Source organism: Lacinutrix sp. MedPE-SW (assembly GCF_001874145.1).
Taxonomy (GTDB): Bacteria; Bacteroidota; Bacteroidia; order Flavobacteriales; family Flavobacteriaceae; genus Lacinutrix.
In genome coordinates this window covers 76,965-97,175 of the sequence record NZ_MPCX01000011.1, presented here as the reverse complement: position 1 = coordinate 97,175, position 20,211 = coordinate 76,965, and the positions used below count along the sequence as shown (strand labels likewise).

Sequence of the window (20,211 nt, the reverse complement as noted above, 5' to 3'; positions counted from 1 at the left end):
TTATGGAAACATTTTTAGGTATAGATTACCCAACCTTATGGTATTTAGTAGTTGGTTTATTATTCTCTGGTTATGCAATTTTAGAAGGCTTTGATTATGGTGCAGGTTCTTGGCATTTGTTTTTTAGAAAAGATTTAAGTAGGCGTATTGCAATTAATGCAATTGGCCCGCTTTGGGATGCAAACCAAGTGTGGTTGATAATTGGTGGAGGTGCATTGTTTGCAGGTTTTCCTGTAATGTATGCTACAATGCTATCTGCAATGTACATTCCATTTATGTTATTTTTAATGCTACTTGTTTTAAGATCTGCAGCTATAAAATTTAGAAGTGCAGAAACCATGTTATGGTGGCGTAAAACTTGGGACATTATCTATTTTGTTTCAAATACATTAATATCATTTTTATTAGGAGTTGTTTTAGCTAATTTATTACAAGGTTTTGAAATTGGAGAAAATTACAGTTATAAAGGTGGTATGTTCTTTTCATTCCTAAATCCTTATGCTATAATGGTTGGTCTAACAACTGTGTCGTTATTTATGACGCAAGGAGCAATTTTTTTACTATTAAAGACTGAAGGTCGCTTACATGCTAGGTTAACTTTTTTGCTAAAAAAAGGAATGATATTTTTTATTGTTAGTTTCTCTTTAACATCAATGTACACTTTAATTTTCCTACCAGGAGTTACAGATAAATTTAAAGAGTTTCCTGTATTCTTTGTGCTTCCAATTTTAGCTTTTTTAGCAGTAGCAAACGTGCCTCGATTGGTGTCTAAAAAAAAGTATGGTAATGCGCTTATATTTTCATCATTAACTATGGCATTTTTATTAATGTTAGTCGCATTTCAGTTATATCCAGTGTTTTTGCCTTCTACTATAGACCCAGAATATAGTGTAACTATTTACAATGCTGCATCATCTCAAAAATCATTAGGAATAATGCTAACCATTGTACTCATTGGAGCACCACTTCTAGCAGGTTATTTTTTATTCTTATATAAAACGTTTCACGGTAAAGTTAAATTAGACGATACTAGTTATTAATTCTAAAATATGCTGTAAATAAATTATTTAGTCTATTGCATAAAACCACATTTAAACTACATATAGCTAGATTATTTTACTATGATAGATTAAAATACATAGTCTCAAAACTGTATTAATGATCATTAATTTTGATGTTTGTAACTAATGTTACCAAAATAGTCTAAAAAACCGCATTCCTTTGTAAAAAATTAAATAGATGAATTGGATTTATGAACCTTGGCCATGGTATATATCTGGCCCAATGATTGCCTTTATAATGTTTTTACTAATTATGGTAGGCAAAAATTTTGGAATGTCTTCTAACCTTAGAACTATGTGTACTATATGTGGAGCAGGTAATAAGGCAGATTTTTTTAAGTTTGACTGGAAAGCTCAAAAATGGAATCTTGTTGTCGTTTTAGGAGCAATAATTGGTGGTTTTATTGCATCGAACCTTATGTCAATAGATACTGCAGTTGCCATTAATCCTGATACAGTGACAGATTTAAATACTCTAGGTTTTAATAGTGCAGGAAAAGCTTATTTACCTTCAGAATTGTTTAATACAGAAGCAATTTTAGATATTAAAAATATTCTAATATTAGCAATTGGAGGACTTCTAGTTGGCTTTGGTGCAAGGTATGCTGGTGGTTGTACTTCAGGTCACGCTATTTCAGGTCTTAGTGATTTACAAATACCATCATTAATAGCAGTAATTGGCTTTTTTATTGGTGGTCTTATAATGATTCATTTTTTATTCCCTTTAATATTTTAAGATATGAGAACAATAATATATTTATTTATCGGTATCCTTTTTGGTATTACTATGTTTAAATCTGAAGCTGCATCTTGGTTTCGAATTTATGAGATGTTTAAGTTTGAATCCTTTCATATGTATGGTATAATAGGTTCTGCATTATTTGTTGGAGTAATAATTGTGCAGTCTATTAAGCGATTTAATATAAAATCCTTTTACGGAGATGAAATACGCTTTTTTCCAAAGAACAAAAGTTTTAGTCGCTATATGTTTGGAGGAATTATATTTGGTTTGGGTTGGGCTTTAGCTGGAGCTTGTCCAGGACCAATGTTTACTTTAATAGGAGCTGGGTTTGTTCCTATACTTATAGTAATTATAGCTTCGGTTTTAGGAACGTTTTTATATGGTTTATTAAGAGATAAATTGCCACATTAATTTTTAGCAAAATATTATATATAAAAAAAACCACTTCATTTGAAGTGGTTTTTTTGTGACCTCGACAGGATTCAAACCTGTAACCTCTTGAGCCGTAATCAATAAATGCTACTTATCGCTATTACCTTTTTTATGTGTAAGTATTCTGAAAACCATCGTATTAATTGAATTGTTTACTATTTGTTAATATTTAATAATAGTCTATTACATTATTTTTTCTGCAAATTTTCTGCAAATAATATATATTTGCAGAAACATTTATGCCATGAGTTACAATATTTCAATTCGTTTAGACAATCGTAGAAAGAAAAAGTCTGGAATGTATCCAATAAAACTTCGTGTTTATGGAAAAGAAACTCAAAAAGAGAAATGGTATAATTTAGATATTGATTTAACAGAAAAGAAATTTCAAGAAATTTGGTTAAATCCAAACAACAAAAAGTTACGTGGTGAAAATAAAGAATTACGACTGAAACTTCAGGCTATAGAAAATAGAGCTAATGATGAAGCTAGTAAATTGGGTGTTTTTGACTTTAGAAATTTTGAATTTAAGTTGTTTAGAAAAGCTTCAGATAAAAATAATCTTCAATTTCACTTTAACGTAGCTATTGAGAATTGTATCAAAAAGAATAAAATAAATACAGCAGAAAGTTTTAAATACACATTAAACTCGTTAGCAACCTTCAGTAATGAAGTTAAAAATTGTCCTATAGAGAAGCTGAAATTTCAACAAATAAATGTTGATTGGTTAAGAGATTACGAGGCTTACATGGTTAAAAAAGGTAAAAGCTATACAACTATAGCAATATACACTAGAACTTTACGGGTTATTTTTAATAATGCAATCGAAGCTAAAGACCTTAACCAAGAGTATTATCCTTTTGGTAAAAGTAAATATCAAATATTACGAACAAAAAAAGTGAAAAAAGCTTTAAACTCTAAAGAACTTAAAGTTTTATTTGATGCTAAACCTGCAAACGAGAATGAATCAAAAGCTAAAGATTTTTGGTTTTTTAGTTTTGCTTGTAATGGCATAAACCCAAAAGATATAGCACTCTTAAAATATTCTGATATTAAAGACGATAAATTTACTTATTACAGAGCCAAAACTTTTGATAAGAAAGCTGAGAAAACCGAAATCATTATCTACTTAACTGATTTTACAAATAGTATTATAGAAAAGTATGGTAGCAAAAATAAAAATAGCTTTGTTTTTGATATTTTGAATGAAAATGATGATGCAAACGAACAGCATAAAAAAATAAAAAACTTTACACGTTATATAAACGATCACATAAAAAGGTTGGCTGTTGCTAATAAATTACCGAGTGATATAAGCTTCTATTATGCTCGGCATAGTTTTGCAACCAATTCTTTGCGTAAAGGCGCTAGTATGGAATTTATTAGTGAAGCATTAAACCATAGTGACCTAAGTGTAACTAAAAACTATTTTGCTGGTTTTGAAGATGAAGCTAAAAAAGAATTTGCAAACTCAATAATGAATTTTTAAATATGATATATAAAGAAGAGTTTTATGAATTAATTATTATTCTAGCAAGTATTACACCTTTAAATGCAGATTTAAAATTAGAAGAGATTATTGAGCATAGAGCTGTTAAAAAAGAAAAAATTCACCTTGAATTAATCAAAGATTATTTAAATGATGATAATTTTTACAAAGAAAGAGTTGAAAAATATTTAGCAAATACACCTGATTATGATGAAGCTTTAGACACAGATTTAGAACCGTTATTTGTTTTTGTAGCTTTAGAGTTTTTTATTTTTGATGGAGTTTTAAACCAGAGTGAGAAAAAAGAACTTGTTGTGAGTTATATTAACACATTAGACCTCGAATTTGTTAATGGTTATGAAGGAGATAATTTTATAGACGCGCAAGAATTATTACATAAATACAGATTGTTTTATTATAAAGAATTTTTAGATTTAGGTGATGATAATCTTAAAAATCTTGAAATTATAAATGAGGCTTTAAACACTATTAATGATCAGGAAAATATGCTAAGCGGTTTGGATAAATCTTTACCTCAGCTATTAGAAACACCAAAAAAATTTCTTACCAAGAAAAAAGAATATTTTAAAGAAGCATATTTTATTGAAAGTGAATTTAAAAAAACTATAACACACACACCTACAATTACTAATACTATAAATTATAGTAACTACACAAATGTGTTTAACCAATCCATGCCAATAGAAATAGCTGTTAACCATTTTAAAATTTTTACAGAAAAAAACAGTAAAAACGGTAAACCGTTTCTAACTGAAAAACAATTTGATATATTTATAAAGAAAGCATTTTGTGGAATCCCTAATTTAAAAAAGCAGAAGTTCAATATGGCTCCTAAAGGAGAGAACTCTTTAATTAAGTATAGGTTTAGGGAGTTTTATGAAAGTTATTATCAATATTTCGGAACGGGTCAAGTTGTAGATAAATTTATAGAATTACTAACAGATAACTTTGTTGGTTGGGATTTTAAAAATGTTAAGAGTAATTTTAATAAAAAACCTAGTATAACTATTCAACTACTAAAGTAACTACGCTAACTACTTTTTTTACTACTGCACTTACGGGAATTTTAAATAACCTGTAATTAACCGCTATCATTGACAAATATTAATTTATAACATTTAAAAATGATAGCATTTGAACAAACGCAACTAGATGTTGCAGAGGTAAAAAGAGACCTCAAAGAATTAAAAGCCTTAATTGAAAAGGCAGAAACGTTATCCCAAACGGATGACCCGCAAACTATTGATGACATTGTTAAGTTTTCTGGTTATACAAAACCAACACTTTATAACTATTGTCAAAAAAACACCATTCCTCACCATAAGAAAAACGGTCGTTTATTCTTCTTCAAGTCCGAGATAATAGAATGGATAAAAGAAGGAAAGCAAAAATGCACAACAGAGCTTGAATCTGATGTCGATACCTTATTGTCTAATCGTAAAAAGAGACTTAAATAATTGAAAGCTTAATAAAAGTTTTCATTTAGAGCGATTTAAACAATCGTTAGTCTAACGTTAATTTAACGCAAAATGGATAGATATACATACAATTGTAACTATTGTGGTGTCGAGTACACTCCAAAAAGAAGGTATAAACAGAAATATTGTAGCAATAGTTGTAGAGTAAATGCCTTTACAAAAAGAAAAAGGTAACTAGAAATTTACCTACAAAAGAGAATCAAGAAAAACCATCAACAATCAATAAAATGAGTTGGTCTGGTGTAGGAAACGCAGCTGTAGGATCTTTAGCTACAAATATTGTTACTAACATACTTACTAAAGAAGAAAATAAACCAGCAACAAAAGGAGATATAAAAAAACTAATTAATAAGACTCATCAGGGTGTGATTTTAATCAAAAACCTACCTCCAAGATATGATGGTACTAGAGCTTATTTCGATACAGCTCAGCAAATATTAATTTATAAATAATAAGAAATGGAAAATAATAAAACATATAAGCCAGATGGCTTAAATATAATAGAGGATATACACAAAGACTTATTAAGTCAATATGCAAATGAAAATAATGCGCTTTCATTTAAAAAATTAAGTTACTTAATAGCAAAAACAAAATTGGCAATAGAAGTAATGAGCTATAACCCGAGATTACCACTTTGTCAAATTGAGAAAGAAATAATTAATATGTGTAAGGTAGATAGTTCAATTCAAGGAGTTGATGTGAAAATTTATTTTACTACAAAATTTGAAAAAATCGATTATTCCAGATTGGCTAATTTAACAGTAAACGTTTAGTTATGAGTGAAAAATATTTAAGAATAGGTACAGCTTATTTTAAAGAAGTTAATATGCCTTTAAACAGCAAAGACACTATAAAAATGTTGAATCCTTGGTCAAAAAGTGAAATTATAACCGACCATGGTAAGGAGTACATTGAAGATATAAAAAAATATGATGGTTTTTGTTTAATCCCATCACATACTAATTATAAACGTGTAATTAATGGATTTTATAATAAATATGAAAAACTAGACCATAAAATTGAAAAAGGTAGTTTTCCAGAAACAGAAAAATTTCTCAAGCATATTTTTGGTGAGCAATATATTTTAGGCTTAGATTACTTAAGTGTTTTATGGCAAAATCCAACGCAAGTTTTACCAATTTTGTGTTTAGTAAGTAATGAGCGAAATACAGGTAAAACCACTTTTTTAAATTGGGTAAAATCTATATTCCAAAATAATATGACAATTAATAATAATGAGGATTTTAGAAGTAGATTTAATTCAGATTGGGCTTCAAAGTTAATTATTGCTGTTGATGAAGTGTTATTAGACAAAAGAGAAGATAGTGAAAGATTAAAAAATCTATCCACCGCAAAAACTTATAAAAGTGAAGCTAAAGGTAAAGATAAAGTTGAGGGAAATTTTTTTGGTAAGTTTATTTTATGTTCCAACAACGAAAAGAATTTTGTTTACATAGATAATTCAGAAGTAAGATACTGGGTTAGAAAAATTATTCCATTCGATTTATCAAATGACCGACCAGACCTTTTAGAATCTTTAAAAAAAGAGTTACCGCACTTTATTCATTTTATAAACAAAAGGAAGATTTCATGTCCTAGAAAAACAAGAATGTGGTTTACTAAAGAGCAAATTCATACAGAAGCTTTAAATGTGTTAATCAACGGTAATAAAACTTTTATAGATAAAGAATTAGAGCAAATTTTGTCAGATGAGTTTGCCTTGTTTGAAAAAGAAGAATTAAAGTATTCATTGGGAGACTTGGTAGATAAGCTTAGTAAAAATAATTTAAGAACCAATTCTTTTAAATTATCTGAGTTAATAAAAAATGAATATAAATTAGAATCTAAGAATAGTACATATACTAAATATTATATGTCAACATCAGTTTCAAACACTCCTATTGTTGAAGAAACAACCCATAGAGGTCGTCATTATACTTTTACTAAACAAATGTTTAAAGAGTTAAGTTGATTTGTTGCAAAACTACTGTAATGCTATGCTAGCTAGTACTTACGGTAATAAACAACTCAACAACATTAAAACAACAATCACACGTTTTCTTATTCTATTACATTGGCTATGTTATTAAACTAAACAACATAATAACAACATACTACAACATTTGATTAAACCCACATAACAACATACAACAACAACTTTTTTAATTGTTGCTACATTGTGTACAGCTTGTTTACTCTTAAAACCCTTATTATTCTATTGTTTCAAACAAATTAGCAACAATCAACAACAAGGTCTGTTGGCTTTGGTTTTATTGTAGTAAATGAGAAAATGCTTATTATAAGACAATTTACAAGTTTATATAAGAAACGATAATATTTTTACTAGAGAAAAAAATATGTAGAAATTAATAAGATGAGTATAATAAAGGAATTAACCAAAGTGATAGGTCACGAGCCTAAATTAGCTCGTGAGGTATGGTGTAAAATCAATATGGTAAAGCATCTTGAAACTTTAAAGGAGAAAGCAAAGGTTGTCGCTTAAATAAAATAATTGCACAACCATTGCATCATTAAATTTTTATCTTTGTAATTGTGAAATTTGTAACAATCATATTATCATTAATTATACTATTGCTTTCAGCAAAGCCTTGTTCTGATGGGCAAAATATAGAAGACCAGCAGCATCAAGACGAGATAAGTACAAATCATAATCATCAAGAAGATAGCGACGATTCTTGTCCTGTAACTTGTATTTGTAATTGTTGCGGTATGACAATTACTTACGAACCCATCAAGACATTTGATTTAAAACTTAATATTGAAATCTCAACGGATTTGATTTCTACATATCAACCTATTTACGGGTTTAATTTCCTTTCCAATATTTGGCATCCGCCACAAGTAATCAGCTAAAACAAATCGATTTTAAATCAATTATTTAGTTAATTACAAATACAATTCAATGAATAAATACCTATTGAGCATAAAGCTCATATTAATACTTTGCCTATCGTTACAGGCACAAACATCAGACATACAAATAAAAGTCCTAACAGAAGCTGAAAACGAGCCTTTATTGGGTGCTACGGTTTATTTTGAAGCATTAGAAAAAGGTGCAGTAACCGATTTTGATGGTATTGCAACTTTTACAGAAATACCAGATGGTCAGCATCAAATAATAATTTCCTTTTTAGGTTTTGAAACATTTGAGACAACAGTTCAAATTCCAAGTAATACAGCGTTAGTCTTTAAATTAAAAGAAGGTAGCAATCAATTAGATGCTGTAGTACTGCAATCTTCAAGAAGTACAAGAACCGTAAGAAAAATACCGACACGTATAGAGTTTATAGGTGCAGAGGAATTAGGAGAAAAAGCAATAATGAATCCTACTAATATTTCTATGGTGCTTCGAGAAAGCACAGGAATACAAATGCAACAAACATCATTAAGTAGTGGGGGTACCAATATTCGTATTCAAGGTTTAGATGGTAGGTACACACAGCTTTTAAGAGATGGATTTCCATTATATGGTGGTTTTTCAAGTGGGTTAAGTATTTTACAAATCCCACCTTTAGACTTACAACAATTTGAAATTATTAAAGGAAGTTCGTCAACACTTTATGGTGGCGGTGCTATTGCAGGATTAGTAAATATGGTATCTAAAACACCAGATGAAGAACCTGCATTAGATATTATGCTAACTCAAACCCAAGCGTTAGGAAGTACAGCCAATGTATTTTATAGCAAACGAAATGAAAAATTCGGTATATCACTTTATGGTTCTGGTCATTATCAAAAAGCATACGACCCAGAAGATGATGGCTTTAGTAACCTACCAAAAACAACATCAATTTCATTCAATCCAAAATTATTTTATTATCCATCAGATAAAACAACACTTTGGTTTGGATTAAACGGAACGTATGATGATAGAATTGGTGGAGATATTACCAAAATTGAAAGTGGTGAGGATGGTATTCATCAATATACTGAAGAAAACAATTCAAAACGATTAAGCAGTCAATTGGTATATCAAACACAATTAGATGCTGTCAGTTCATTAGAGTTTAAAAATAGTGTCTCTTTTTTCGATAGGAATTTAACCGTTCCGGATTTCAATTTTGATGGAAAGCAAACAAACACGTTTACTGAAATATCTTATAATACAGCATCAGAAAAAACGGATTGGATAGTTGGAGCTAATCTATATACCTCAAATTTTGATGAAAATGACAACGCACTATTACAGCGAGACCAAAAAGATGTGACCTTTGGCGCATTTGCAAATAATATTTATGATTTATCAGATAATTGGATATTAGAAACAGGATTAAGAGCAGATTATAATACGGATTTCGGTTTCTTTCCACTTCCAAGAATTTCATTACTCTACAAAAATGATAGTGGATTTTCAAGTAGAATTGGTGGAGGTTTAGGATATAAGATTCCAGATATTTTTACCGAGGAAGCAGAATATATCAATTTTGAAAATGTGCTTGCTATAGATAAATCTATAATAGATGCAGAACGTTCTTATGGTCTTAATTTTGATGTAAACTATCAAACACGATTATCGGATGAGATTGGTTTTTCCATAAACCAATTATTCTATGTGACTGCTATTAATGATGGACTGCTTTTAAATTCTACAGATAACGGTTTATTTCAGTTTGAAAATGCACCAGATGAAATCTTTAGCAAAGGAGCAGAAACCAATATTAAGTTTACTTACAAAGACTTTAGATGGTTTTTAAACTATGCACTAATTGATACCAAATTAAATTATTTACCTGGCAATCCACAGAAGCCATTAACCGCAAAACATAACGCAGGTAGTGTTTTAATGTACGAATCTGAAAAATGGCGTATTGGTTATGAAACCTTTTATACAGGCAAACAGTTTTTATCTAACGGAACAGAGACTACAGACTTTGTAACTATGGGTTTATTGGTGATGCGTAACTTTAAATTAGGAAGTGTATTTGTGAATTTTGAGAATTTTACAGATAGAAGACAAAGCAGGTTTTCACCTTTGGTTTTACCGCCACACGACAATCCTGTTTTTCCAGAGATTTATGCACCTACAGATGGTTTTATATTTAGTGTAGGACTTATTATTAAACCATTTGGAAACGAAGACCACGATTAAATATGGAAACAATAGAACAAGTATTAGAGTCAAAAAATATTCGTGTTACAGCAATGCGTCTATTAATTTATAAGTTTCTTGCAGAAAAAGAGATAGCGGTAACATTAAGTGATATTGAAAGTGCTTTTGAAAAAGCAGATAGAACTACCTTGTACAGAACTATTAAAACTTTTGAAGAAAAGGATATTGTGCATCAAATAGACGATGGCACAGGGATAACAAAATATGCGTTATGCGAAAAGGGATGTAATTGTGATATAAAAAACGATTTGCATTTACATTTCCATTGTAACAATTGTAATGAAACCATTTGCCTAACAGAACATAAAATACCGCAAATTAAAGTGCCTGATGGTTTTGTGTCAGAGAATGTAAATTTGGTGGTAAAAGGTATTTGCGATAAGTGTAGTGGCTAATAATTGCACTTCCATTGCACTTACTATTAAAGTACATTTATCCAAAATTAGAGGATATGAAGTTTAATACCAAAATACCTAAACATCTAAAACTGGCGTATAACGAAGAATTAAAACTATACAGTTTCTGTTTAGAAAATAAGCGTTTTGGCAATGCTTGGTATCATTTAGAACGCAGTCATATCATAGGGCAATCTTATCCAATAGAACATACCTATTCACATTGGTTAATGCTAAAATTTGGATTTAGACAAAAAGATACGAAAGAAGTAATAGGTCAAATAATTAGGTTGCTTGTGGGTGGCTGGAAATCATTTATAAATCACGTTCCACTTGGTAATACTGGTGGAGCAAACGTGCCACCATTAAAACGAATGCCTATTCCCAATGACATTGAAAAATTATTAGATATTAAATGAAAAAAAAGAAAGTCAATTTAAGAGATTTAAAACCAAATTCAGAAGTGCAACACACGCATAATGATGGTCATAATCACGGTAATGGAAGTGCATTCAAAACCTACGTGCCTGCAATAATAAGTTTTATAATGCTTATCATTGGTATAGGTTTAGATTATTTTGATGTTTCATTCTTTAAGGATTGGATTCGTATTGCTTGGTATGGTATTGCATATCTTCCTGTAGGGTTTCCTGTTGTAAAAGAGGGTTGGATTAGTATTAAAAAAGGTGATGTTTTTACAGAGTTCTTTTTAATGTCTATAGCAACCATTGGTGCATTTGTTATTGGTGAATATCCCGAAGGTGTTGCAGTAATGCTATTTTATGCAGTAGGCGAATTATTTCAAAGTGCTGCTGTAAATCGTGCAAAAGGAAATATAAAAGCATTATTAGATGTTAGACCTAAAGAAGCCAATGTATTTCGTGAGGGAGATTATAAAAGTGTTTCGCCTGAAGTTGTCAATATTGGAGAGAAAATTCAAATTCGTGTAGGTGAAAAAATTCCATTGGATGGCATTTTATTATCCGAAAAAGCATCTTTAAATACAGCTGCGTTAACAGGAGAAAGCAAACCAGATTCCATTCAAAAAGAAGCAAAGGTTTACGCGGGTAGTATTAATTTGGAAAGCGTTATTGAAGTTGAGGTAACCAACACCTTTGAAGATAGTTCTATTGCGAGAATATTAGACTTGGTTCAAAATGCAACAGCACGTAAATCTAAAACAGAATTATTCATCAGACAGTTTGCTCGTATCTACACACCAATTGTAGTGTTTTTAGCTATTGGTGTTACTTTTATACCTTACTTTTTTGTAGATGATTATGTGTTTAGAGATTGGTTATACAGAGCATTAATTTTCTTGGTAATATCTTGTCCTTGTGCGTTAGTGATTTCAATTCCATTAGGATATTTCGGTGGATTGGGAGCAGCTTCAAAAAATGGAATCTTATTTAAAGGTGCTTCATTTTTAGATGCAATGACCAAGATAAATACTTTGGTAATGGACAAAACAGGAACCGTAACTAAAGGTGTTTTTAAAATTAAAGAAGTAAAAGCAATTGATTGGAAAGAAACCGAATTTATGCAATATTTAATGGCGATGGAAGAACAATCCACGCATCCAATTGCTAAAGCAATTTTAGAGTATAAATCAGAAGGAGAAGATTTTGAAGCTCAAGACGTTTCTGAAATTGCAGGTAAAGGTTTAAAAGGCGTTGTTAATGGTAAAACAGTTTTAGTAGGAAATAAAGCCTTAATGACTGCGAATAATATAAATGTTCCATCTGAAACGGAATCTATTGTAGAATCGATAGTATTAGTTGCAATCGATAATCAATTTGCAGGTTATGTAGTCATAGCAGATGAATTAAAGGAAGATGCAAAAGAAACTATAACAGAATTACACAAAGTAGGCATTAAAAAAATTATGATGCTTTCTGGTGATAAAGATTCCATTACCCAACAAGTTGCAAAAGAACTAAATATTGAAAATGCTAAAGGTGGTTTACTACCAGAAGATAAGTTAAACGAAGTTGAGATTTTAAAGAAAAACCCTGAAAACAAAATAGCTTTTATTGGTGATGGTATAAACGATGCACCTGTTTTAGCAGCAAGTAACGTTGGTATTGCAATGGGTGGTTTAGGTAGTGATGTCGCCATAGAAACCGCAGACGTTATTATTCAAACAGACCAACCTTCAAAAGTTGTTAGAGCCATTAAAATAAGTCGTTCTACACGAAAAATAGTTTGGCAGAATATCATTTTAGCGTTTGGTGTTAAAGTCATTGTCTTAATATTAGGAGCAGGTGGTTTAGCTACAATGTGGGAAGCAGTTTTTGCAGATGTAGGAGTAGCATTATTAGCAATTTTAAACGCAGTCAGATTACAACGAATGACTTGGGATTAAGCAGATTAATCAATTAAACTTCTGTTAAACAAAATCAATAGTTGTTAAAATTTCGTAACTTCGCAATCAATATGAAGCAGATTTTCCATAAAATAATGTCTTTAGCAATGACTTTTGTAGTGTTATTCTCTACAATGTCATTTACTGTGAATATGCATTATTGCGGAGATACGTTAGTAGAAACTGCTATTTTTCATAAGGCCAAAGGGTGCGGAATGGAAATGGAAAAGCCTTCAACCGAAGGATGTTCTATTACCAAGAAAAATTGTTGTGATGATAAACAGTTAGCAATTGAAGGTCAAGACGAATTACAATTGCAAGTTGACAAAATCACATTTGAACAACACCTATTTATAGCTTCATTTGTTTACACTTACATTAACCTTTTTGAAGGTTTAGAAAATAACGTTTCTACTTACGAAGAATACAAACCACCACTCGTCATAAGGCAACTCTACAAGATTGACGAGACATACTTAATTTGATTTTTAAACTATAGACTTTTTTATCCTATGACTGCAATGTTGTAAGGATAATTTGCTGTATTCGGTGTTTTCTTAACACCTATGTCTAACTGTTTAATAATCAAAGATAATGCTAAATAAAAGCATCAAATTTTTAATAGAAAATAAACTCGTAGCTGTATTATTACTTGTTCTCTTTATAGGTTGGGGAACAGTAAATGCACCTTTTAATTGGGACACTGGTTTCTTACCAAGTAATCCTGTGGCTGTTGATGCCATTCCGGATATTGGAGAAAATCAACAAATTGTATTTACTAAATGGGATGGTCGTTCGCCACAAGATATAGAAGACCAAATCACCTATCCACTTACAACATCTTTACTCGGTATTCCGGGAGTAAAAACCATTCGTAGTTCTTCTATGTTCGGCTTTTCAAGTATCTATATCATTTTTGAAGAAGACATCGAATTTTACTGGAGTAGAAGTCGTATTCTCGAAAAACTTAATTCCTTACCAAGTGGTTTATTACCCGAAGGTGTTAATCCTGCTTTGGGTCCCGATGCCACAGGATTAGGACAAATATTCTGGTACACGCTTGAAGGTCGTGACGAAAACGGAAATGTTACTGGTGGTTGGGATTTGCAAGAGTTACGCAGTATTCAAGATTACTATGTAAAGTATGCGTTGTCCTCTGCAAGTGGTGTTTCAGAGGTTGCTTCTATTGGTGGATATGTTCAAGAATATCAAGTGGATGTGAATCCAGAACTGATGCGTCAATATAATATTCGATTGCATCACGTTGTAAAAGCAGTTAAAGAAAGCAACAAGGATATTGGTGCACAGACTTTGGAAATTAACCAAGCCGAATATTTAGTTCGTGGTTTGGGTTATGTGAAATCCATTTCAGACATCGAAAATGCAGTAGTCACTTCAGAAGATTATACTTCAATTAGGATAAAGGATATTGGTAAAGTTTCATTAGGTCCTGCAACAAGACGTGGTTTATTAGATAAAGAAGGCGCAGAGGTTGTTGGTGCTGTTGTGGTAGCTCGTTATGGCGCAAACCCAATGGAAGTTATCAATAACGTAAAGGAAAAAATTAATGAATTAAGTGCTGGATTACCTTCAAAAGTATTAGCGGATGGTAGAACCTCACAAGTTACCATAGTGCCTTTTTATGACAGAACAGAACTGATACAAGAAACATTAGGCACTCTTAACGAAGCATTGACTTTAGAAATACTAATCACCATTCTGGTCATTATCATTATGGTATTTAATCTTCGGGCTTCAGTATTAATTTCCGGACTATTACCTGTAGCAGTCTTAATGGTGTTTATTGCAATGAAACTCTTTGGTGTCGATGCCAACATTGTCGCATTATCAGGTATTGCTATTGCTATTGGTACAATGGTCGACGTAGGTGTCATACTATCAGAAAACATTATAAGGCATTTGGATGAAAACGAAAATGTCATTCCGACAGAGCAAGGAACGAGCGACGAGGAATCTCATAAAAAGTTACCCATAAACACAGTAGTCTATAACGCAACCGCTGAAGTCTCTGGTGCAATCGTAACCGCAGTTATGACAACTATTATCAGTTTCATTCCTGTATTCACTATGATTGGTGCAGAAGGAAAACTATTCAGACCATTAGCCTTCACAAAGACTTTCGCATTAACAGCATCCATTATTGTAGCGTTATTTTTAATTCCTCCTTTTGCTGCATTTTTATTCAGAAAGAAAAACATTAAAAACACTTTTAAATATGTTTTAAATGGTGTTTTAATAGCATCAGGTATCACTGCATTGATTTATGGATATTGGTTAGGACTGGTATTAATAGCATTTGGAATTACAGCAGGACTCCATCTTCAAAATAAGATAACAGCCAATCAAGCTAATCGTATTAATATTATTATTTCAGCATCAGCAATAGTATTCTTATTAGCCGAATATTGGAGACCATTAGGCGTTGATAAAAGCATTTTTTGGAACCTCATTTTTGTTAGTGTTATTTGCTTTGGTTTATTAGGTGTTTTCTCATTATTTATAAAATACTACACACGCATTTTAAAATGGTGTTTAGATAATAAGCTACTCTTTTTGTCTGCCCCAACAGCAATTGTAATTGCAGGTTTTTTCATTATGAAAAACACAGGTAAAGAGTTTATGCCATCATTAAATGAAGGTTCTTTTTTACTAATGCCAACCTCGATGCCACATTCTGGCGTGGAAGAAAATAAACGTGTTTTACAACAATTGGATATGGCAGTAGCCAGTATTCCAGAGATTGAAACAGTAGTTGGTAAAGCAGGTCGTACAGAATCAGCTTTAGACCCAGCACCATTATCAATGTATGAAAATATTATTCAGTACAAACCAGAATATATGCTGAATGAAAACGGAGTACGCCAACGCTACAAAGTAAATGATGATGGCTTCTTTGAATTGAAGGATGGTAGTTTGGTTTCTAATCCTAATAATTCCGAAAACGTCATTTTTAGCACTATAAAAAGGTCTCAATTAATTGAAGATGATGATGGCGAGTACTATCGTAACTGGCGACCAAAAATTGAATCACCAGACGATATTTGGAATGAAATTGTAAGAGTCACCAAATTGCCTGGTGTTACCTCTGCACCAAAACTACAACCTATTGAAACCCGATTGGTAATGCTTCAAACAGGAATGCGAGCACCAATGGGAATTAAAGTAAGAGGTCAAGATTTAAAGCAGATTGAAGCATTTGGCGTACAATTGGAAGATATTTTAAAACAAGCCGAAGGTGTTAAAAAAGAAGCTGTTTTTGCAGACCGTATTGTTGGTAAGCCTTATCTGCTCATCGATATTGACAGAGAGAAAATAGCACGTTATGGTATATCCATTGATGATGTGCAAAATGTATTAAAAGTTGCAGTCGGTGGAATGGTCTTAACCCAAACTGTTGAAGGTCGTGAGCGTTATGGTGTTCGTGTACGTTATCCAAGAGAATTACGAGCAAATCCTACCGACTTAAAACAGATTTATGTACCAGTAGAAAAAGGTAGCCCTGTGCCTTTAAATGAATTAGCATCTATTAGATACGAACAAGGTCCGCAAGTCATTAAAAGTGAAGACACCTTTTTGATTGGCTATGTATTGTTTGATAAAATGGATGGTTTTGCAGAAGTCAATGTCGTAGAAAATGCACAAGCACTAATCCAAGAAAAGATAGATTCTGGTGAATTGATAGTTCCAAAAGGAATCAACTATGCATTCACAGGAACGTATGAAAATCAGTTACGAGCCGAAAAAACCTTATCGGTTGTTGTACCGTTAGCATTGGCAATCATTTTCTTAATTCTGTATTTCCAGTTCCGTTCGGTTGGTACGTCCTTAATGGTATTCACAGGTATCGCAGTAGCGTTTGCAGGTGGTTTTATAATGATTTGGCTCTATGGTCAAGGTTGGTTTTTAAACTTCAATTTCTTTGGTGAAAACCTACGCGATTTATTCCAAATGCACCCAATCAATTTAAGTGTTGCAGTTTGGGTTGGGTTTATTGCACTCTTCGGTATAGCAACCGATGATGGTGTAGTAATGGCAACTTATTTAACCCAAACATTCGATAGAAACACACCAGATAATAAAAAGGAAATTAGAGCATCAGTTGTTGAAGCAGGTGAAAAACGAATCAGACCGTGTTTAATGACTACAGCTACAACCATTTTAGCATTATTACCAGTATTAACCTCTACAGGTCGAGGAAGCGATATAATGATACCTATGGCAATACCAAGTTTTGGTGGAATGCTTATAGCCTTAATAACCTTATTTGTAGTTCCAGTATTATATAGCTGGAAAGCCGAATTTCAACTTAAAAGAACATCAAAATGAAAAATATAATTCTAATAATCAGCATTTTGTTTGTTTCCGCTTTCGCGAAAGCACAAGAGCTTCAATCCTACATTCAAGAAGCAGAATCAAACAATCCAGAAATTCAAAAGTTTGAGTTACAATACAAAAGAGCTTCCGAAAAGGTAAACGAGGTCAACACCATTCCTAATACCGAATTTGGTGTTGGTTATTTTGTGAGTGAGCCAGAAACACGAACAGGTGCACAACGCTTTAAGGTTTCTGCTAAACAAATGTTACCGTGGTTCGGAACCATTACATCGAGAGAAAATTATGTGAGTTCATTGGCAGATGCTAAATACGAGGACATCGTTATCGCAAAGCGAAAACTAATGGCTTCGGTATCACAATCCTATTATAATCTATACGCCAACAAAGCAAAGCAAGAGGTCTTAACTGAAAACATTAAACTATTAGAAACTTATGAGACGTTGGCATTAACTTCTGTTGAGGTTGGTAAAGCATCCGCAGTAGATGTGTTGCGATTGCAAATGCGTCAAAACGAAATGCAACAATTAAAAGATGTATTGCAACAACAATTTTTAGCAGAACAAACTAACTTCAATAATTTATTGAATAGAGATAATGATGTTACCGTGAATGTGGTAGATAGTTTAATGATACCTTCAGAAGACTTTGATATTACTTCTGAAAATTTAGCATTACATCCTGAATTACTAAAATATGATAAACTCTTTCAATCCATAAAGCAATCAGAATTATTAAATCAAAAAGAAAGCAGTCCAATGATTGGTTTTGGATTAGATTATATCAATGTTGCTGAAAGACCAAATATGGATTTCAGCGATAACGGAAAGGATATTGTAATGCCAATGGTTTCGGTGTCTATCCCAATTTTCAATAAGAAATATAAATCCCAGACCAAACAAAATGAGTTGCAACAGCAGGAAATTACTGCTCAAAAACAGGAACGTTTAAATTCATTGGAAACTCTTTTAGACAAAGCGAATAACGAACGCATTTCTGCAAGAATAAGTTATGCTACCCAAACCAAAAACCTACAGCAAGCAAAAGATGCAGAAGACATTTTAATTAAAAGCTATGAAACAGGAACGATTGATTTTAATGATGTTTTGGATATTCAAGAGTTGCAGTTAAAATTTCAAATGAACCAAATAGAATCAATTAGAACTTATTATGTTCAATCAACGATTATTAATTATTTAACACAGCAATAATGAAACACACATATAAGATTGCGGGAATGACTTGCAATAACTGTAAGGCTTCCGTCGAGAAATATTTAAGTGAAATAGCCCACGTATCAGAGGTGTCTGTTAATCTTGAAAAAGGTGAGGCAGAAGTGAAAATGAATAAGCATATTTCAACTGATATACTACAAAAAGCATTACCAGAAAAGTATACTTTATCTGAAAAGAATGAGAAGAATGTATTTAAATCTTCAAGTATGTCGGCAATGCCAATGGAAGAAGAAAAAAGCAAGTTACAACAATTAAAACCTCTTTTACTTATTATTTTTTATATCGCTTCAGCGAGTATTTTACTTCACTATAAAAATTGGTCTTGGAACGACTTTATGCTCGATTTTATGGGTTTATTCTACATCGTGTTTAGTTTTTTCAAGATGTTAGATTTAAAAGGTTTTCCAGATTCATTCAGAATGTATGACCCATTAGCAAAAAGAGTTCCTTTTTATGGGAAGATTTATCCATTTATTGAAACAGCATTAGGACTGATGTTCTTAATGAGATTTGAAATCAATATAGCTTTAATAATTACACTTGTAGTATTAGGGATAACAACTATTGGAGTAACAAAAACATTATTGGACAAAAAATCAATACGATGTGCGTGTTTGGGTACAGCTTTAAAATTACCGATGACTGAAGCCACATTTATTGAAAACGCTATAATGATAATTATGGCCATAATTATGCTAATTTCTTAAAATGAAAAAATCTATTTTCAAAATATCAAAAATGGATTGTCCTTCTGAAGAAAATCTAATTAAGATGAAGCTATCTGATATAGATGGTATCAAACAACTTGATTTCAATTTAGGAGAAAGAATCTTAACACTATATCATAATTCAAATGTAAATGAAATTGGTAATGCCTTAAAAGAATTAAAATTAAATGAAAGTTTAATCAGTTCAGAAGAAACAGACACAATCATTACTGAATCTACGAGGAGTCAATCTGAACTATTGTGGACAGTTCTTATTATCAATTTTGCATTTTTTATTATTGAAATGAGTACAGGACTTATTTCAAAATCAATGGGATTAGTTGCTGATAGTTTAGATATGTTGGCAGATTCATTTGTTTATGGATTGAGTTTAATAGCGGTTGGTGGAACGGTTTTAAAAAAGAAACGTATTGCAAAATATGCAGGTTACTTTCAGGTAACCCTTGCAATTATTGGAATTGTTGAAGTGATACGTCGGTTTTTAGGTTATGAAGCTTTACCTGTATTTTCAACAATGATTATCGTTTCAATATTTGCTTTAATTGCAAATGGCATTTGCTTGTACCTCTTACAAAAATCAAAAAGTAATGAAGCACATATGCGTGCAAGTATGATTTTCACATCAAACGATATTATAATAAATCTCGGAGTAATTGTAGCAGGCGTGTTGGTCAATTGGCTGCATTCTGGTATTCCAGATTTAATTATAGGAATCATTGTATTTGGATTGGTGATACAAGGTGCATTCAGGATATTAAAATTAAGTAAGTAAAAGTTT

At 31.6% G+C, this 20,211-nt stretch carries 19 protein-coding genes; all 19 read left to right on the top strand.

Annotated elements, in window-relative coordinates; genetic code table 11:
* The first annotated feature begins 2 nt into the window (after window positions 1-2).
* The 19 genes from cydB (at window position 3) to BM549_RS11050 (ending at window position 20,205) form a co-directional block, all read left to right on the top strand.
* The gene (gene cydB / locus BM549_RS11135; RefSeq protein ID WP_290470337.1) at window positions 3-1,040 is read left to right on the top strand and encodes a cytochrome d ubiquinol oxidase subunit II; all 1,038 of its coding nucleotides are present in this window, start codon (window positions 3-5) and stop codon (window positions 1,038-1,040) included.
* Between the two features lie 199 nt (window positions 1,041-1,239).
* Complete coding sequence (locus BM549_RS11130; RefSeq protein WP_290470336.1) at window positions 1,240-1,797, top strand: YeeE/YedE thiosulfate transporter family protein; 558 nt, start codon at window positions 1,240-1,242, stop codon at window positions 1,795-1,797.
* 3 nt (window positions 1,798-1,800) lie between these two features.
* Window positions 1,801-2,214 carry a DUF6691 family protein gene (locus BM549_RS11125; protein WP_290470335.1) on the top strand — a complete coding sequence of 138 codons (414 nt, stop codon included), beginning with the start codon at window positions 1,801-1,803 and terminating at the stop codon, window positions 2,212-2,214.
* A gap of 265 nt (window positions 2,215-2,479) precedes the next feature.
* Window positions 2,480-3,724, top strand: a complete 1,245-nt coding sequence (locus BM549_RS11120) for a site-specific integrase (protein ID WP_290470334.1) — start codon at window positions 2,480-2,482, stop codon at window positions 3,722-3,724.
* Between the two features lie 2 nt (window positions 3,725-3,726).
* Window positions 3,727-4,770 (top strand): hypothetical protein, encoded by a 1,044-nt coding sequence (locus BM549_RS11115; RefSeq protein WP_290470333.1) that lies wholly within the window; start codon window positions 3,727-3,729, stop codon window positions 4,768-4,770.
* A gap of 99 nt (window positions 4,771-4,869) precedes the next feature.
* Window positions 4,870-5,202 carry a helix-turn-helix domain-containing protein gene (locus BM549_RS11110; protein ID WP_013868959.1) on the top strand — a complete coding sequence of 111 codons (333 nt, stop codon included), beginning with the start codon at window positions 4,870-4,872 and terminating at the stop codon, window positions 5,200-5,202.
* 248 nt (window positions 5,203-5,450) lie between these two features.
* A complete protein-coding gene (locus tag BM549_RS11105) occupies window positions 5,451-5,675 on the top strand; it encodes a hypothetical protein (RefSeq protein WP_290470332.1) in 225 nt (74 codons plus the stop codon).
* A 6-nt stretch (window positions 5,676-5,681) separates the two neighbouring features.
* Window positions 5,682-5,999 carry a hypothetical protein gene (locus BM549_RS11100; RefSeq protein ID WP_116823317.1) on the top strand — a complete coding sequence of 106 codons (318 nt, stop codon included), beginning with the start codon at window positions 5,682-5,684 and terminating at the stop codon, window positions 5,997-5,999.
* 2 nt (window positions 6,000-6,001) lie between these two features.
* Window positions 6,002-7,198: a primase-helicase family protein gene (locus BM549_RS11095; protein WP_290470331.1), complete on the top strand. Its 1,197-nt coding sequence runs from the start codon at window positions 6,002-6,004 to the stop codon at window positions 7,196-7,198.
* A gap of 581 nt (window positions 7,199-7,779) precedes the next feature.
* Complete coding sequence (locus BM549_RS14020; RefSeq protein WP_079738439.1) at window positions 7,780-8,100, top strand: DUF6660 family protein; 321 nt, start codon at window positions 7,780-7,782, stop codon at window positions 8,098-8,100.
* Between the two features lie 49 nt (window positions 8,101-8,149).
* On the top strand, window positions 8,150-10,336 hold the full coding sequence (locus BM549_RS11090) for a TonB-dependent receptor (RefSeq protein ID WP_290470330.1): 2,187 nt from the start codon (window positions 8,150-8,152) through the stop codon (window positions 10,334-10,336).
* A 2-nt stretch (window positions 10,337-10,338) separates the two neighbouring features.
* Window positions 10,339-10,752, top strand: coding sequence for a Fur family transcriptional regulator (locus BM549_RS11085; RefSeq protein WP_116823314.1), 414 nt, complete (start codon window positions 10,339-10,341; stop codon window positions 10,750-10,752).
* Between the two features lie 56 nt (window positions 10,753-10,808).
* The gene (locus BM549_RS11080; RefSeq protein WP_116823313.1) at window positions 10,809-11,171 is read left to right on the top strand and encodes a DUF3703 domain-containing protein; all 363 of its coding nucleotides are present in this window, start codon (window positions 10,809-10,811) and stop codon (window positions 11,169-11,171) included.
* Window positions 11,168-13,117, top strand: coding sequence for a heavy metal translocating P-type ATPase (locus tag BM549_RS11075; RefSeq protein ID WP_116823312.1), 1,950 nt, complete (start codon window positions 11,168-11,170; stop codon window positions 13,115-13,117). Before BM549_RS11080 ends, BM549_RS11075 begins: the two co-directional genes overlap by 4 nt.
* 71 nt (window positions 13,118-13,188) lie before the next feature.
* Window positions 13,189-13,602 carry a hypothetical protein gene (locus tag BM549_RS11070; protein ID WP_240324258.1) on the top strand — a complete coding sequence of 138 codons (414 nt, stop codon included), beginning with the start codon at window positions 13,189-13,191 and terminating at the stop codon, window positions 13,600-13,602.
* A gap of 109 nt (window positions 13,603-13,711) precedes the next feature.
* Complete coding sequence (locus tag BM549_RS11065) at window positions 13,712-17,464, top strand: efflux RND transporter permease subunit (protein WP_290470329.1); 3,753 nt, start codon at window positions 13,712-13,714, stop codon at window positions 17,462-17,464.
* Window positions 17,461-18,681, top strand: coding sequence for a TolC family protein (locus BM549_RS11060; protein WP_290470328.1), 1,221 nt, complete (start codon window positions 17,461-17,463; stop codon window positions 18,679-18,681). Before BM549_RS11065 ends, BM549_RS11060 begins: the two co-directional genes overlap by 4 nt.
* Window positions 18,681-19,412 (top strand): heavy-metal-associated domain-containing protein, encoded by a 732-nt coding sequence (locus BM549_RS11055; RefSeq protein WP_290470327.1) that lies wholly within the window; start codon window positions 18,681-18,683, stop codon window positions 19,410-19,412. The genes BM549_RS11060 and BM549_RS11055 overlap by 1 nt, the downstream gene beginning before the upstream one ends.
* Window position 19,413: 1 nt before the next feature.
* The gene (locus BM549_RS11050; protein WP_034646374.1) at window positions 19,414-20,205 is read left to right on the top strand and encodes a cation transporter; all 792 of its coding nucleotides are present in this window, start codon (window positions 19,414-19,416) and stop codon (window positions 20,203-20,205) included.
* Window positions 20,206-20,211: the final 6 nt, after the last annotated feature.